This window comes from Streptomyces sp. NPDC003023 (assembly GCF_042888225.1).
GTDB lineage: Bacteria > Actinomycetota > Actinomycetes > Streptomycetales > Streptomycetaceae > Streptomyces.
Window position 1 is genome coordinate 113,383 of sequence record NZ_JBIAPL010000007.1, and the last position, 15,459, is coordinate 128,841.

Genomic DNA, 15,459 nt, shown 5'->3' on the forward strand with positions numbered 1-15,459 from the left:
AGGTGTTCAGCCTTCCTGAAGGGTCGTGAGGCCGTGCCCGATGAAGACGGGGACGAGGTCGCCGATCCGGTCGAAGCCCGCGCCGACGGTCTGCCCGAGCGTGTAGCGGTAGTGGATGCCCTCGAGGATCACGGCGAGCTTGAACCAGGCGAACGCCTCGTACCAGGAGATCGCCGAGGTGTCCCGGCCGGACCGCTCCGCGTACCGCTGGATCAGTTCGGCCGGTGACGGGTGGCCGGCGGCGCCCGCGGTGGTGCTCACGGGGGAGTCGGGCAGCTCCAGCCGCTTGCTGTACATGACCAGCAGGCCGAGGTCGGTCAGCGGGTCGCCGAGGGTGGACATCTCCCAGTCGAGGACCGCGTTGATCCGGTCGTCGTCGCCGATCAGGACGTTGTCGAGGCGGTAGTCGCCGTGTACGACGGTGGCGGCGGGGGAGGAGGGCAGTGCGCGGCCCAGCGCGGCGTGCAGCTCGTCGATGCCGGCCAGTTCGCGGCCCCGTGACGCCGCCAGTTGCTTGCCCCAGCGCCTCAACTGCCGGTCGAGGAAGCCGTCCGGTCGGCCGAAGTCGCCGAGTCCGACCGCCTCGGGATCGACGGCGTGCAGGTCGACGAGGGTGTCCACGAGGGAGAGCACCGCACCGCGGGTGCGTTCGGCGCCGAGCGGCGCGAGCTGTTCCGCGGTGCGGTACGGGGTCCCGTCGACGAACTCCATGACGTAGAAGGGCGATCCGATGACCGACTCGTCCTCGCACAGCAGCACGGGCAGCGGCACCGGGACGGCGGTCGGCACGAGCGCGCTGATCACCCGGTGCTCGCGCCTCATGTCGTGGGCGGTCGCGAGGACGTGGCCGAGCGGTGGCCGGCGGACGACCCAGCGGGAGGTGCCGTCGGTGACGGCGTAGGTGAGGTTGGAACGGCCGCCCTGGATCAGCCGGGCGCTGAGCGGTCCGCCCACGAGTCCTGGCCGCTCGCGGTCGAGACAACCGCGCAACGCCTCGGGATCGAGGCCTGGGGGGACTGAGCTCATGATGCGCACCTCCGGCGTGGTCCTGGGGAACGCGCTCATGATGACCGACCAGTCGGTATGTCGTCCAGTGGGCTGGTGGAAGCGATGCCCGGATCACACCCCGGCAGGCGACGGGCGACGGGCGGTGGGTGCTGCGGACCGCGCCGCGGACGGACGGGGCGCGGTGCCGCCGTCAGGCGTGGCAGGCCACCGGCACTCCGCCGTTCATGGCCGCCATGTCCGCGAACACCGTGGCCGGGTCGAGCGGTGAGCCCTCCGGCAGCCCGTCCAGCTCCGCGTACGCCCGGTGCGGATTCGCCACCAGCCGCTCGCTCTCACGCAGTTCGGCGAAGAATTCGAGGTCCGTCGCCCGCGCGGCCTCCAGCGGGCTGAGCCCCTTGCCGTGCCCCTCCTCCGCCACCTCGGCGACGAACCGCAGATAGCGCTCGGTCGCGTCGTACGCCGAGGGGTCGGTGATCGGCCCGTGGCCCGGCACGACCGTCTCCGCGTCGAGCGATCGCAGCACGTCGAGGGCCCGCCGGCAGTGCCTCGCGCAGTGCCTCGCGCAGTGCCTCTGCCCGTCGTTCGGTGGCCGTGGTGTCGATGAGAAGCGTCGACTCCCCGTCGCTGACGAATCCCGCGTTGTCGAGGCACCAGCCGCCGTCCGGCTGGACGTAGGCGTGCACTTCGGGTGCGAGCTGGACGATGTAGGGCTCGGCGGCGGGCAATTGGGCTCCCCCGGATTCCGGTCGACGGTGAATCGGCCTTCAGAGCCTGCCGGTCCGTCCCGGTCGGGGGAACCGCGGGAGGTGCCTGTCAGTGATCGTCCCAGTGCCCGTCGTGCTGTGCGTGCCGGTGCCCGTCGTGGACGTAGTCGACGTGGTCTCCGTGCGCCACGGCGGGATGGCCGCACCCTGCGCCGTGCTCGTGCGCGTGGCCGCTGTGCGACACGTGCTCACCGGGTTCGCACTCGTCCCAGTGCCCGGAGTGCTCCCGGTGGAGATGTCCGTCGTGCGCGTAGTCGACATGGTCGCCGTGCGGGACCTCGGTGTGGCCGCAGGCGGGGCCGTGGGCGTGCTCGTGCGCGGTGTGCTCCTGGTGGACAACGGTCATGGCGCTCACCTCTGGGTCATATGTGCCGTTCTGTCTCATTCCAGGCTAGTGGGCGCTCCCCGGCAGGGTCCCGCACCGCCCTCCGCGCCGCGATGGAACAGGTGCCCGAGACGGCACAGCACGCACCGTGCGGCCCGCGTCAGACCGCGATCGCCACCGCGAGGGCCGCCAGCGCCAGGACGCACACCACCGCGGCGATCGCACCGCCCACGGACATGGCGGCCGGCCGCGCCGCGTTCATCGCCCCGATACGCCGGTGCGCGACGGCCAGGAACCCCAGCCAGGCGATCACGCTCAGCCCCGCCGCGAGCGCCACGTCCTGCGCCGCCTGCCTGGCGGCCAGAACGGCGACCACCGTGCAGGTCAGCGTGGTCCGCCGCCACGCCAGCCGGGTCCGTTCCGGCTGCAGTCCCGGATCCCGCACGGGTGACGTCATACGTCACCCCACGCCACGACCACCACCATGGCCAGCGACACGACCGCCACCACGACCGCCAGCAGCGCCGGGAACCGCGAAACGGGCAGATCCTCACCGCGGCGCATCGCCCGCTCGCACCGCACCCAGTGGTTCACGGCCCGCACGGCACACGCGGCCCCTGCGCCGATCAGCGCCAGCGCGAGCCCGGCCCGTACGCCCCACCGCAGGTCCGGCAGGAACTGGTCGACCGCGAACCCGCCGCCGATGAGCGCGAGCGCCGTACGGATCCAGGCGAGGAAGGTCCGCTCGTTGGCGAGCGAGAAGCGGTAGTCCGGCGTCTCGCCCTCGTCACGTATCCGCGCCGGGGCGAACCACAACCGCAGGCTCTGTACGAAGTCGCTCACGCAGCGCACCCTACCGGCGGTGCCACCGGGCCCCGGGAACCGGCCTCAGCCCGCGCGCTGAGACCGCAGACGTGCGTACGCGGCCAGCCCGTCCGGCACCCAGTCCCACTCGCCCAACCGCGCCTCGAGCTCGGCCTCCGTCAGGAACCCGTGCCAGGCGACCTCCTCCTTCTGCGGGTCCACGGGCAGCTCGCAGCAAACCTCGTAGACCTGCGCCCACCACGACGGGCCGTCGTTCCCCTCCGCCTGGTAGAGGAACTTGAACAGGGGCGTCGGCCTCGGGAGCCCGCGCACCCCGAGCTCCTCCTCCGCCTCCCGCAGCGCGGCCTCGTCGTAGGACTCGCCGGCGCCCACGACCCCGCCCACGAACATGTCGTACATCGAGGGGAAGACCAGCTTCGTGGCGGTGCGCCGGTGCACGAAGATCCGTCCGGCCGCGTCCCTGGCGAGAATGAACGCACACCGGTGGCGCAGCCCCCGCGCGTACGCCTCACCGCGCGGTGCCTGCCCGGTGACGCGGTCGTGCTCGTCGACGATGTCGAGGATCTCTTCTGCTGGGCGCACGGAAGTCATGCCCCCATCCAAGCACCGGCGCCCCGCCGCCATTGACGAGTTACTCGCCCGTAAGGAAGATCGGGACCCACCGGCCCGACGGACGAATGGAAGACCATGGCGTACGACGCTGACGTGATCGTGATCGGGGCGGGACTCGCCGGCCTCGTGGCCACCGCCGAACTCGTCGACGCCGGACGGAAGGTCATCCTGCTCGACCAGGAGCCGGAGCAGTCCATCGGCGGACAGGCCCACTGGTCCTTCGGCGGTCTCTTCTTCGTCGACTCGCCCGAGCAGCGCCGCATGCGCATCAAGGACAGCCATGCCCTGGCCCTCCAGGACTGGCTGGGCACCGCCGGATTCGACCGGGACGAGGACCGCAGGCCACGCGAGTGGGCCGAGGCGTACGTCGACTTCGCGGCGGGGGAGAAGCGGGCCTGGCTGCACCGGCAGGGTGTGCGGTTCTTCCCCGTCGTCGGCTGGGCCGAGCGCGGCGGTTACGACGCGAACGGCCACGGGAACTCCGTACCGCGCTTTCACATCACCTGGGGCACCGGGCCCGGACTGGTGGCCCCCTTCGAGCGCCGGGTCCGGGAAGGGGTCGCCAGGGGACTGGTCCAACTGCGGTTCCGGCACCGGGTCACCGGCCTCGGCAGCAGTGCCGGCAGCCTCGACACCGTCACCGGCGAGATCCTCGAGCCGTCGGACGCGGAGCGGGGTTCGGCCAGCAGCCGCGAGATCACCGGCGCGTTCGAGTACCGGGCCCAGGCGGTGATCGTCACCTCGGGCGGCATCGGCGGCAACCACGACCTCGTGCGTGCCCAGTGGCCGGACCGGCTCGGCACGCCGCCCGCGAAGATGCTGTCCGGTGTTCCCGCACATGTCGACGGTCTGATGCTCGGCATCGCCGAGCGCGCCGGCGCCAGCCACATCAACCGCGACCGGATGTGGCACTACACCGAAGGCATCGAGAACTGGAACCCGATCTGGGCCAGGCACGGCATCCGCATCCTGCCCGGCCCGTCCTCCCTGTGGCTGGACGCGCGCGGCAAACGGCTGCCGGTGCCCCTGTTCCCGGGCTTCGACACCCTCGGCACGCTCGACCACATCATGCGGACCGGGCACGGCTACACCTGGTTCGTGCTCGACCAGAGGATCATCGGCAAGGAGTTCGCGCTGTCCGGCTCCGAACAGAACCCGGACCTCACGGGGAAGTCCGTCCGCGACGTCCTCGTGCGCGCGAGGGCGGACGTGCCGGCGCCGGTGAAGGCGTTCATGGACAAGGGCGTCGACTTCGTCGTGGAGAGGGAACTGGGCGCGCTGGTGCGCCGTATGAACGAGCTCACGGGGGACGGCCTGATCGACGAGGCAGAGCTGCGGCGCGAGATCACGGCGCGGGACCGCGAGATCGCGAACCCGTTCACCAAGGACCTCCAGGTCACGGCGATCCGGGGGGCCCGCAAGTACCTCGGCGACAAGCTGATCCGCACCGCCGCGCCGCACCGGCTGCTGGACCCGAAGGCGGGCCCGCTGATCGCCGTGCGGCTCAACATCCTGACGCGCAAGTCGCTCGGCGGTCTGGAGACGGACCTGTCGTCGCGGGTGCTCGGGCTGTCCGGTACGCCACTGGAGGGCCTGTACGCGGCGGGTGAGGCGGCGGGCTTCGGCGGCGGCGGTGTCCACGGCTACCGGTCCCTGGAAGGCACGTTCCTCGGCGGCTGCCTGTTCTCGGGACGGGCGGCGGGCAGGGCGGCGGCGGCCGCGGTCGCGTAGCCGGACGGGCCGCGAACGCGGACCTGTCCACGACGGCCGGGGCGGGGCCGAGTGTCAGGGCGGGCGCCGAGTGACCGGGCGGGTGTGAAACGCCGGACGGGCCGGCATCCGCAAAGGGATGCCGGCCCGTCCTGTGCACGCGCGGACGGACGGTCAGCGGAAGACTGCCCGGACCGTGTCCCTCGCCGTCTCCACCCCCCGTTCCACCAGCCGTACGACGATGGTCCGGTGACCGGACCCGTACGCCCCCGTGTCCAGGGAGAACGACCAGTCGGCGAGCCCGCTCGCGGGCTTCCACGCGGCGGCGTCCACCGACGCGTTGCGCTGCACGACCTGCCACTCGACCCGGGCGTCCGGCACCACGCGGAACGTGGCGGCGGCCACCTCGGACGCGGTGCCGTCACGCACGGCGCGGACGTGCAGCACATGCTCGCCCGCGGCGAGCCGACCGAGGTCCGCCCGCCAGGTGCCCGTCGCGTCGTCGAGCTCCGCGCTCACCGGCGAGGCGAACGTGTCGTCGTCCACCGACACCTGCACGCGGTGCGTCTCCGGCCGTCCGCCGACACCCTGCGGATCGGTGCCGAGGTCGGGGAAGGCGAACCGGCCGCCCGCGACGACCGTCTGCCCCGCCACCGTCTCGGAGCCGTCGGCGGGGGAGTCGATCGTGGCGCCGAACTCCAGACCGGTGGGCGGCAGCGCCGCCGGTCCGACCGTCAGCTTCGAGGCGTGGTCGCCCTCGTAGCCCACGGACGCGAGCGCCGTGGTGTCGGAGAGCAGCTGCACCGTCAACTGCTCGCCCGTGAAGGCGTGGCGGGCCGTCTCGAAGTCGATGGTGAACTTCGTCCAGCCGCCGGTGACCGGCTGGGCGGCGGCCTTGCCACGCCCGATCTCCCGGTCGGTCGCCTGGAGCACGACCGTCGGGCCCGTCATCGCGGCGGGCGCACTGGTGCGCACGTACAGCTCCGCCCGCACCTGCGAACCGGAGGCGAGCGGCGCGCCGAGGGTGTCGGTCGCCGGGTACGCGGCCGTCGGCAGGTACGGCGCGGCCGAGGACAGCGTGTCGCCGACGGCGCAGCCGTCCGCGTCGCCGGTCCGGTCGGTGCGGTCCATCGTCCGCTCCGCGTCGCACTCCGGTCCCTGGTGCAGGTAGTAGCTGAAGACGCCCTCCCCTGCGGGAGCCTCGGCCGCGGCCGAGGTGTCGCGCGCGGCGGCCGTCCGGTTCAGGACGTCGAGCGCGCCGTCGAGCGTGGCCACGTCGTCGAGTGAGGCGGAGAGGCCGGTGGGCATCGCCGCCGGGTCGGAGGCGCCGTCGCCGTCGCGGTCGTAGCCGCCCCAGATGCTGTCCCGGATCGTCCGGTCGGTGGCGAAGAAGTCGTCCTCGACGGGCCGTTCTGGCAGCAGCGCCCTGCCGAGCAGGGTGTCCACGGCACGCCTCGCGGTCTCGGGCGTCGCGGCGCCGTAGCCCTCGAAGAGGACATTGCCGGCGGTGTACGGGGAGGCGAGCGGCCAGCTCGCGGACGGCAAGTTGTCCTCACCGAGCGGGAAGGCGTTCTTCAGGACCGCCTCGCGCAGTTCCGCGCGGGTGAGCCGGCCGTCGTGCAGGTACACGCTCGACGGCACGGCCCTGCCCTCCGCGACCACCTGGCCGGCCTTCTGCCCGGCGCTCGGGTCGCCGATGGCGTCGCGGACCCGCTGCAGCGTGGTGCCGAAGACACCCGCCGTGTAGGGGGTCGCCGCCGAGGTGCCGCTGAACTGGTCCTGGCAGTACACCCCGGTGTGGCAGGCGGACGGCAGGCTGCCGATGCCCCACGAGGAGAGATGTACGGGGATGCCGTCGCCGACGACGGCCCGCTGGTCGTTCCTGCGCAGCGCGCCGACGGTGATGTTCCAGTCGGGTCCCGTCTGGTCGGAGTGCCAGGTGCTGACCGGTACGTCGAAGGCGTTGCCGACGCCGTTGCCGGCCGCGAACAGCACGGTCTGGCCGCGCTCGGCGGCCTCCTTGGTGACCTCCTCGCCGCTGAGGACGGGGCCGACGGGCGCGCCGCCGATGTAGCCGAAGGAGTGCGAGGTGATGTCGACCCACGGGTACGCGGTGGCGACCGTCTCGTCGAGGCCCTCCACCATGACCAGCAGACAGGACGGGCAGTAGCCGTAGCGGTTGCCCGCCGACACCGAGGCGGAGCCGGTGCCGTGACCGTGGTCGTCGAGCACCGGGTGCGCGCCGTCCACGCTCGAGGAGTACGCGCCCACGATCTTGGTGCCGGGGATCCAGTGCAGCTTGCCGCCGGGCACCTTCTCGCTCGTCCACAACTCCTTGTCCTCGGCGGGCAGATAGCCCTTGCCGAGTGTGACGGGGACGGCCGGCGCTGAGGCCGGGTAACCCGGGATGTACTCCGAGGGGTGGCGGGTGAAGTTCTTCGTCAGCGCCAGGACGTCGGGGTCCGGGTAGGTACTGGCGGAGAACTCCAGGTGGTACGGGTTGATCCCGGTGTCGGCGATGCCGATGACGGTGACCGGCGGTCCCGCGGCGAGCCGGTCGGCGCTGCCCACCAGCACGGACGTCGTCTCACGGCGCTCCAGACCGTCGGCGTCGGTCGCCTTGAGGGTGACCAGGTGCCGGCCGTCGGGGAGGGCCGTGTCGAGCGTGGCGCCCGAGCCGTCGTCGAACTGCCCGTCCGCGTCGAGGTCCCAGGCCGTGGCGACGGGTCCGGCACCGCCGGCGACGCTGCCGGCGAGCCGCTGTGCGGCTCCGCTCTCGAACTCGTACGGACCGCCCGCGGACACCTTCGGCCGGGGGTCGGCCGGGCGCTCGCGCGCCACGACCCGGGCGGTCACCTCGTCGGTGACGGTCGCCCACTTGACGGCGACGACCTTCCACGTGCCCGCGGCGGGCGACGACACCGACGTCTTCTCGGGATGCCCGGACGACTCGGAGCGGGCCACGACCTCGCCGGACGGATCGGTGACCCGCAGGTCGTAGTCCTGAGCGGTCGTCTTCCACGACAGGGTGACGTCGAAGGAGCTGACGCCGGAGGGGACGTCGAAGGGGAACTCGACGGCCTGGCCGCCGGGGAACGCGCCCGGGGTCGGGTCGGACTTCGTCTCGTCGAGCACGGTCGAGGAGGTCTCCTCCACCACCACGACCCTGACGGTGTCGTCCGTCTTCGCACCGGCCGCGTCGCCGACGGTCAGCCGCACCTCGTAGGTGCCCGCGGCGAGGCCGGTGGTGTCGAACGTGGCGCTCGACGAGCCGGCGCCGCCGAGAGTGCCCTGCTCGGCCGTCCAGGCCCAGGTGTAGGGCGCCGTACCGCCGTACGCGCCTCCGAGCAGCACGGCCTTCTCACCGGCGGCGACGTAGGCGCTGTCGCCCGCGTCCGCGTGCAGCGGCGCGCTCTCGCCGGGAGCGCCGGGCGCCCCGGTCCGGGCGGTGCCGGCCACGTCGACGGTGCCGTCGAGGGCGCCGCGCACGGCCCCGTCGACGACCTGCCGGCCGTCCACGGAGCCGACCGTGACATCGGCGCCCTGCGCGCCGGAGGCCGAGGCGGGCAGCAGGGAGACGCACACGGCCAGCGCGGCCACCGCGACGGTGCCGCACAGCCGCCGGGTTCTGCCGGGTCCCAGGGCCATCAGTTCTTGCCCCAGTTCTTGGCGCAGGTCTTCAGGTCGGCCTTGACCCTCTGCCCGCGGTCGACGACGACGGGCACCCGCTCGAGCACCTTGCCGTCCTTCTCGCAGGTGAGCGTCCAGTTCTCGATCAGACCGCCGGTCTGCTGCTCGGTGGCGTCGAAGAGCGACGCGGTCAGCGTCCACGACGGCGTCGCGGAGGCGAAGTTCTCCACCCGCAGGACGTACGTGCCCTGCTCCGGGTCCTGGAGGAGGGCGCGCTCCTTCTCACCGACGAAGCCGGCCGAGCTCGCGACCTGGGTGAGCGTGCCGTCGGCGTTCTTGCGCAGCACGTACAGGTCGAGGTCGTCCGGGGTCGGCCAGTCCAGCTTCACCTCGAGGACATCGGCGTCGCGGCCGACGGTGAACTCCTGCTCGGTGCGCTGGCCCGGCGCGGTGGTGCCCGTGAACGTCTGCTGCTCCAGCGGCTCGGAGGAGATCACCCGGAGCTGGCGCGCCTTGACGACCGGCCGCGTCGAGGGGTTGACGTGCCAGGTGTACGAACCGCCTCCGCCGACGGTCATCGTCGTGTTCAGCGTGTCCTGGATGCTCCCCGACCAGGTCGGTGTGGCGAAGCTCTTGCTCAGCCGCAGGGTCGCGCCCTCGGGGGCCCTGCCGGAGATCACCGAGTGGGTCGCGGTGTCGACGGCGCTCTCCAGCGCGATGAGGTACGCCTCGCGGTTGCCCTTGCCCGCGTACTCGCCGGCGCCCAGGTACTCGTCGACGACCTCGGCGAACGGCGGGTGGAACTCGTCCGGCCCGATCTCGAACGTGTAGCCGAAGCCGCCGGTCGCGTTGTACGACCAGTCCTCGGTGGAGCCCGTGGTGTCGTAGAGCTCCCAGCTGTGCTGGCTCGTGTAGCCGTTCTGTTCGGCCATCCTGTCGCCGAGTTCGACGAGCGCCGCGTCGTCGGCCGCGCTGCCGACCGGCACGCCGCCGGGTCCGATCGTGTCGGGGGCGACGCCGCCCGGGCTGAGCACCAGGTTGGAGAAGGTGTGGTTGGTGATCAGGCCGGTCACCTGCCGGTTGCTGATCAGGTCGCGGATGTTCTGCGTCTCCGGTTCGGAGAAGGCCGTGGCGCCGCGATAGGTCGGGTCCACGGACTGCGCGGACGCGCCGGGACCGCCCCAGAACGCGCCGTAGTTGCGGTTGAGGTCCACGCCGGCGGCGTAACCGCCGGGGCTGCTCGTCAGGGCGCACTCGCCGGCCAGCGGGGCCTGGCCGTCGACGATCCGGCAGTTCTTGCGCTTGTAGGCGTTGCCGGGCGTCGCCAGGATGGACGCCGTGCCGCCGCCGTCGACGGTGCGCAGGTCGACCAGCTGCCCGTCGTTGAAGGACTTCTCGAAGCCGTCGACGTTGACGACGGGTACGACCACGACCCGGGCCTTCTTCAGCAGCGACGTGATGCGTTCGTCGGTGCCGTAGTTCTTGACGAGGTCGTGGGCGAACTCGATGGCGTGCTCGCCGGAGGGCCATTCACGGGCGTGGTGCAGACCCAGCATGACGAACACCGGCCGCCCCTCCACGGCGGCCGTGACGTCGTGCGCGATCTCGATGCCGTGGACGGGCTTGCCCTCGAGGCTCTTGTGCTTGAGCGTGATCTTCTTGACGATGCCGGGGTGCTCGGTGGCGAGGCGGTCGAGATCGGCGTTGTAGTCGGCGAGACCGCGGTAGCTGTCGCGGCCCGATGGCAGCGGCGAGGTGGCGGTGGCGGCCGCGTAGGCGCGGTTGGCCGCGTTGATCTCGGACTCGCGCTGGACGAGGTCCGGTATGCGCACCTCCCAGGTGAAGCCGGCCGCCCGCAGGGCCAGGGCGTCGCCCGGCTGGTGCAGGACCACTTCGGTGTAACCGTGCCCGGCGTGCTCCGTGACGTCGAGACCGAGCGTGCCGAGCTCGGTCCTGTCCGCTCTGGTGGGTGTGTCCACCGTGACGAGCTGCGGCCGGAAATCGTCCTCCGTCGCCCCGGCGGGGGAGAAGGCCGTGAAGGGAAGCAGTCCGCCGGCGGCGGCTGCTACCAGGGCGCACGACAGAGCGATGCGCTTGCGGGATCGTCGATGAGAAACGACCACGTGAACTCCCGTCAAAAGGAGCTCTGCCCAGGTCAGCGGCGTGTCAGGGTGGTGGCGCGACGCCTGTCCGGAGCATTGCCCGATCCATGGTGGGGGGAGGCAGACGGGAACGTACCAAAGGAATGCCATGGGCACGAGATCTTGGACGCAAGAAACGGAAGAAGTTGCTCCGGGGTGTCGCGTTTTCGACTGCTTCGCGGTGGGCCGGCGGCTGCTCCCACGTAACGGACCCGCACCGTCGCGAGTGTGACGGAAGTCTGACGGACCACCGCCGGCCCTGGCCTCCACGGCGGCCGGGTGCTCGAATCGAAGGGTGACCACAGACAGCTCCGACCCGGGCGGCAAACCCGTCGGCCGCCGCATCGTCCTCGGCATGCTCGGCCTCGGCGCCGCGGGTGTCGCCTCCGCGCCGTACGCGCAGCGCGGGCTCGAGAGCTTCCTCGGGGCCGCGGTGGACAAGGATCCGACGGGGCTCACCGGCCTGCTCCCGAACGGCGGGGGCTTCCGCTACTACTCCGTCGCCTCCTCCGTGCCGCGCAGGACCGCAGAGACCTACCGCCTCACCGTCGACGGCCTCGTGGCGAAGCCGGCCACGTACACCCTGGCCGACCTGCGCTCCCTCCCGCAGACCCGCGTCGTGCGCGACGTCCAGTGCGTCACCGGGTGGCGGGTGCCGGACACACCCTTCGAGGGTGTGAGGCTCTCGCGGTTGCTGGACGCCGCCGGGGTACTGCCCCGGGCGCGCGCGATCCGCTTCACCTGCTTCGACGGAACGTACAGCGAGAGTCTGACCCTCTCCCAGGCCCGCCGCGACGACGTGCTCGTCGCCCTGCGGATGCAGGACCAGCCGCTCGGCCACTCGCACGGCGGCCCCGTCCGGCTCTACGTCGCGCCGATGTACTTCTACAAGTCGGCGAAATGGCTCTCCGGGATCACGGTCACCGAGACCGTCCGGCCCGGCTACTGGGAGGAGCGGGGCTATGACGTCGACGCCTGGGTCGGCCGGTCCAACGGCCGCACCGACACCCCCACCGTCTGACCCCGCGCGACGCGAGCGGTTCACCCGCGCCGAGCGCTGGGTGCACCGCACCACCGCCGCCCTGATGCTGCTGTGCGTCGCGACCGCCGCCGCGCTGTACGTGCCCCAGCTCGCCGAACTCGTCGGCCGCCGCCACCTCGTGGTCACCGTGCACCAGTGGTCGGGGCTGCTGCTGCCCGTACCGATCCTGCTGGGCCTCGCCTCCCGTGCCTTCCGCGCGGACCTGCGCCGTCTGAACCGCTTCGTGCCCCACGACCGCCGATGGCTGCGCGCCGTGCGCCACCGCGACCGCACCCCGGGCGCCCGCCCGGCGGGCAAGTTCAACGCGGGCCAGAAGGTCTACGCCGCCTGGATCGCCGGTGCGACGCTGGTCATGCTCGGCACCGGGCTGGTGATGTGGTTCACCGGCCTCACACCCCTCGTGTGGCGGACGAGCGCGACGTTCGTGCACGACTGGCTGTCACTCGCCGTCGGGGTCGTCGTCGCCGGGCACATCGCGATGGCGCTCGCCGACCCGGAGGCACGCCGTGGCATGCGCACCGGGTCGGTCGAGCGCCGGTGGTCCCGTCACCACCACAGCGAGTGGCTAGAGGACGAGTGACAGCAGCAGTACGAAGACGATGCCGACGACCGAGATGATCGTCTCCATCACCGACCAGGTCTTGATCGTCTGGCCGACGCTCATGCCGAAGTACTCCTTCACCAGCCAGAATCCGGCGTCGTTGACATGGCTGAAGAACAGCGAGCCGGCGCCGATCGCGAGGACCAGCAGGGCCGCGTGGGACGTCGACATGTCGGCGGCGAGCGGGGCGACCAGACCGGCAGCGGAGATCGTGGCCACGGTCGCGGAGCCGGTCGCGAGCCTGATCGCGACGGCGATCAGCCAGGCGAGCAGCAGCGTCGGGATGGCCCAGTCCTCGGAGAGGTCCAGGATCATCCGGCCGACGCCGATGTCGATCAGCGTCTGCTTGAAACCGCCGCCGGCGCCGACGATGAGCAGCACACCGGCGATCGGCGCGAGCGACTTCTCGACGGTCGAGGAGAGCCGTTCCTTGGCGAACCCGGCGGCGCGGCCGAGCGTGAACAGGCCGACGATCACGGCGGCGAGCAGGGCGATCAGCGGTGAGCCGATGACATCGGTGACCTTCTGGACGCCGTGCTCGGGGTCGTCCACCACGATGTCGACAAGTGCCTTCGCCATCATCAGGGCGACGGGCAGCAGCACCGTGGCGACGGTGGCGGCGAAGCTCGGGCGCTTCTCCAGGTCCTCCGAGGGGCGCGTGGCGGAGGTCCGGGTGTCCCCGGCCCGGAACAGCATCTTCTCGGGCACCGGGATGTCCACCCAGCGTGCGGCGTACCTGGAGAACACCGGACCGGCGATGATCACGGTCGGTACGGCGACGACCAGGCCGAGGGCCAGCGTGACACCGAGGTTGGCGCCGACGGCGTCGATGGCGACGAGCGGGCCGGGGTGCGGCGGGATGAGGCCGTGCATCACGGAGAGGCCGGCCAGCGCCGGGACGCCGATCCGCATCAGCGAGTAGTTGCCGCGCTTGGCGACCATCAGCACGACCGGGATCAGCAGGACGATGCCGACCTCGAAGAAGAGCGGGAGCCCGATGATCGAGGCGATCAGCACCATCGCCCACGGCATGGCCCGCCCGCTCGCCCTGGCGAGGATCGTGTCGACGATCTGGTCGGCGCCCCCGGAGTCCGCGAGCAGCTTGCCGAGGATCGCGCCGAGGGCGATCAGTACGCCGACACCCGCGACGGTCGAACCGAGACCGGTCGTGAAGGACGCGATCGCCGCACCGAGCGGCGCACCGGCGAACGCGCCGAGCGCGAGCGTTCCGATGGTCAGCGCCAGGAAGGCGTGCAGCTTGAACTTGGTGATGAGCAGGACGATGACAGCGATGCCCGCGAGGACGGCGATGCCCAGCTGTGCGTTACCCGCCGAGGTGATCGGTTCGACGGTGTCCGCTGCCAGCATCTCGACGCTGAGACTGGTCACGGTGATTCCTTAGTGTTCGAGCCCGCGCAGCGCGGCGACGGCCCGGTCGGTGATTTCTTCTGGGGTGCCGGACACATCGACGGCGACGCCCGCCTCGTCGTCCTCCAGTGGCTGGAGGGTGGCGAACTGGGAGTCCAGCAGCGCGGTGGGCATGAAGTGCCCCTTGCGCTCCGACATCCGCTGCTCGATGAGCTCACGGCTGCCGGTGAGGTGGAGGAAGACGGCGTCTGGCGCCGCCGCCCGCAGCCGGTCGCGGTACTCACGCTTGAGCGCGGAGCTGGAGACCACTCCGCCGAGCCCCGCCCTGCTGTGGGCCCACTTGCCGATGGCGTCGAGCCACGGCCTGCGGTCCGAGTCGTCCAGCGGGGTGCCGGCGGACATCTTGGCGATGTTCGCCGGGGGATGGAAGTCGTCGCCCTCGGCGTAGGGCGTGCCCAGGGCGGCGGCGAGCAGGGGGCCGATCGTGGTCTTGCCGGTTCCTGCCACGCCCATCACCACGACGACGTGGGGGGTGCTCATTGCGTGCCTCGCTGTCTTCGTCGACATCCGACATCCGTCCGTCGCGCTACTGAAACCCATTAGGTACGACGTATTCAAGAGGCTGAGACAGAAACGTCATACTTTTTGTTCCCGTGGGCCCGGCGGTGATCCACGCGCCGTAGGCTTTGCCCATGACCACAGAAGGCCGAGGGCTCCACACGCATGTGCTCGACACCCTCGGTCTCGCGATCACCGCGGGTGAGTACCCGCAGGGCAGCGTGGTGCGCACCGACGAGGTGGCCCAGCGCTTCGACGTCTCGCGCACGGTCGTCCGTGAAGTGGTCCGTGTCCTCGAATCCATGCACCTCGTGGAGTCGCGCCGCCGTGTGGGCGTCACCGTGCGTCCCGCCGAGGACTGGAACGTCTACGACCCGCGTGTCATCCGCTGGCGGCTCGCCGGCGCCGACCGCCCCCGGCAGCTGCGATCGCTGACCGTGCTGCGCTCCGCGATCGAACCGGTCGCGGCCGGCCTCGCCGCCGTGCACGCCAGCCCCGAGCAGTGCGCCGCCCTGACGGAGGAGGCCCTCGGGATGGTCGCCACCTCCCGCGGCCAGCAGCTCGAGGGGTATCTGAAGCACGACATCGCCTTCCACCGGGTGGTGCTGAGCGCCTCCGGCAACGAGATGTTCGCCCGGCTCGGCGACGTCGTCGCCGAGGTCCTCGCCGGCCGCACCCACCACCATGTGATGTTCGACGACCCCGACCCGGCGGCGGTGACGCTGCATGTGCAGGTCGCGGAGGCCGTTCGCGAAGGCGACGCGGAAAGGGCCGAGCGGCTCACCCGGGAAATCGCCGTCGGGGCCCTTCAGGAGCTCGACGTACTGGCGCCTTGAAAGCGCATGGCATCCTTGCTTCATCTTGTTGAAACCTCT

General features: G+C 71.6%; 13 protein-coding genes and 1 pseudogene. 4 read left to right on the forward strand and 10 right to left on the reverse strand.

Annotated elements, in window-relative coordinates; genetic code table 11:
- Positions 1-6: 6 nt before the first annotated feature.
- The 6 genes and pseudogenes from ACFYV1_RS22970 to ACFYV1_RS22995 form a co-directional block, all read right to left on the reverse strand.
- Positions 7-1,026: a phosphotransferase family protein gene (locus ACFYV1_RS22970; protein ID WP_389397404.1), complete on the reverse strand. Its 1,020-nt coding sequence runs from the start codon at positions 1,024-1,026 to the stop codon at positions 7-9.
- Between the two features lie 172 nt (positions 1,027-1,198).
- Positions 1,199-1,733: pseudogene (locus ACFYV1_RS22975) on the reverse strand (hypothetical protein).
- A gap of 88 nt (positions 1,734-1,821) precedes the next feature.
- On the reverse strand, positions 1,822-2,118 hold the full coding sequence (locus tag ACFYV1_RS22980) for a hypothetical protein (RefSeq protein WP_389397405.1): 297 nt from the start codon (positions 2,116-2,118) through the stop codon (positions 1,822-1,824).
- A gap of 139 nt (positions 2,119-2,257) precedes the next feature.
- Positions 2,258-2,554 (reverse strand): DUF202 domain-containing protein, encoded by a 297-nt coding sequence (locus ACFYV1_RS22985; protein WP_389397406.1) that lies wholly within the window; start codon positions 2,552-2,554, stop codon positions 2,258-2,260.
- Positions 2,551-2,940 (reverse strand): YidH family protein, encoded by a 390-nt coding sequence (locus tag ACFYV1_RS22990; protein ID WP_389397407.1) that lies wholly within the window; start codon positions 2,938-2,940, stop codon positions 2,551-2,553. The genes ACFYV1_RS22985 and ACFYV1_RS22990 overlap by 4 nt, the downstream gene beginning before the upstream one ends.
- A gap of 45 nt (positions 2,941-2,985) precedes the next feature.
- Entirely contained in the window at positions 2,986-3,513 is a 528-nt protein-coding gene (locus ACFYV1_RS22995; protein WP_389397408.1) for an NUDIX hydrolase, read from the reverse strand.
- Positions 3,514-3,609: 96 nt separating this feature from the next.
- On the opposite strand from ACFYV1_RS22995, the gene ACFYV1_RS23000 reads away from it, so the two are divergent.
- Positions 3,610-5,265 carry an FAD-binding dehydrogenase gene (locus tag ACFYV1_RS23000; protein ID WP_389397409.1) on the forward strand — a complete coding sequence of 552 codons (1,656 nt, stop codon included), beginning with the start codon at positions 3,610-3,612 and terminating at the stop codon, positions 5,263-5,265.
- A gap of 153 nt (positions 5,266-5,418) precedes the next feature.
- On the opposite strand, the gene ACFYV1_RS23005 is transcribed toward ACFYV1_RS23000, so the two are convergent.
- Complete coding sequence (locus ACFYV1_RS23005) at positions 5,419-8,892, reverse strand: S8 family serine peptidase (protein WP_389397410.1); 3,474 nt, start codon at positions 8,890-8,892, stop codon at positions 5,419-5,421.
- Positions 8,892-10,997 (reverse strand): M14 family metallopeptidase, encoded by a 2,106-nt coding sequence (locus tag ACFYV1_RS23010; protein ID WP_389397411.1) that lies wholly within the window; start codon positions 10,995-10,997, stop codon positions 8,892-8,894. The genes ACFYV1_RS23005 and ACFYV1_RS23010 overlap by 1 nt, the downstream gene beginning before the upstream one ends.
- Positions 10,998-11,370: 373 nt before the next feature.
- Between ACFYV1_RS23010 and ACFYV1_RS23015 the strand changes: the two genes are divergently transcribed.
- Together ACFYV1_RS23015 and ACFYV1_RS23020 are read left to right on the forward strand one after the other, a co-directional pair.
- Complete coding sequence (locus tag ACFYV1_RS23015) at positions 11,371-12,036, forward strand: molybdopterin-dependent oxidoreductase (protein WP_389397701.1); 666 nt, start codon at positions 11,371-11,373, stop codon at positions 12,034-12,036.
- Positions 11,978-12,637 (forward strand): cytochrome b/b6 domain-containing protein, encoded by a 660-nt coding sequence (locus tag ACFYV1_RS23020; RefSeq protein ID WP_389397412.1) that lies wholly within the window; start codon positions 11,978-11,980, stop codon positions 12,635-12,637. Before ACFYV1_RS23015 ends, ACFYV1_RS23020 begins: the two co-directional genes overlap by 59 nt.
- Here the strand turns inward: ACFYV1_RS23020 and ACFYV1_RS23025 are convergent.
- Positions 12,623-14,047, reverse strand: a complete 1,425-nt coding sequence (locus ACFYV1_RS23025) for a GntP family permease (RefSeq protein ID WP_389397413.1) — start codon at positions 14,045-14,047, stop codon at positions 12,623-12,625. The two genes, ACFYV1_RS23020 and ACFYV1_RS23025, sit on opposite strands and share 15 nt — an antisense overlap.
- A 9-nt stretch (positions 14,048-14,056) precedes the next feature.
- A complete protein-coding gene (locus ACFYV1_RS23030) occupies positions 14,057-14,566 on the reverse strand; it encodes a gluconokinase (protein ID WP_389397414.1) in 510 nt (169 codons plus the stop codon).
- A 152-nt stretch (positions 14,567-14,718) separates the two neighbouring features.
- Here ACFYV1_RS23030 and ACFYV1_RS23035 point away from each other — a divergent pair, with 152 nt between their 5' ends.
- A complete protein-coding gene (locus tag ACFYV1_RS23035) occupies positions 14,719-15,420 on the forward strand; it encodes a FadR/GntR family transcriptional regulator (RefSeq protein ID WP_389397415.1) in 702 nt (233 codons plus the stop codon).
- Positions 15,421-15,459 lie beyond the last annotated feature (39 nt).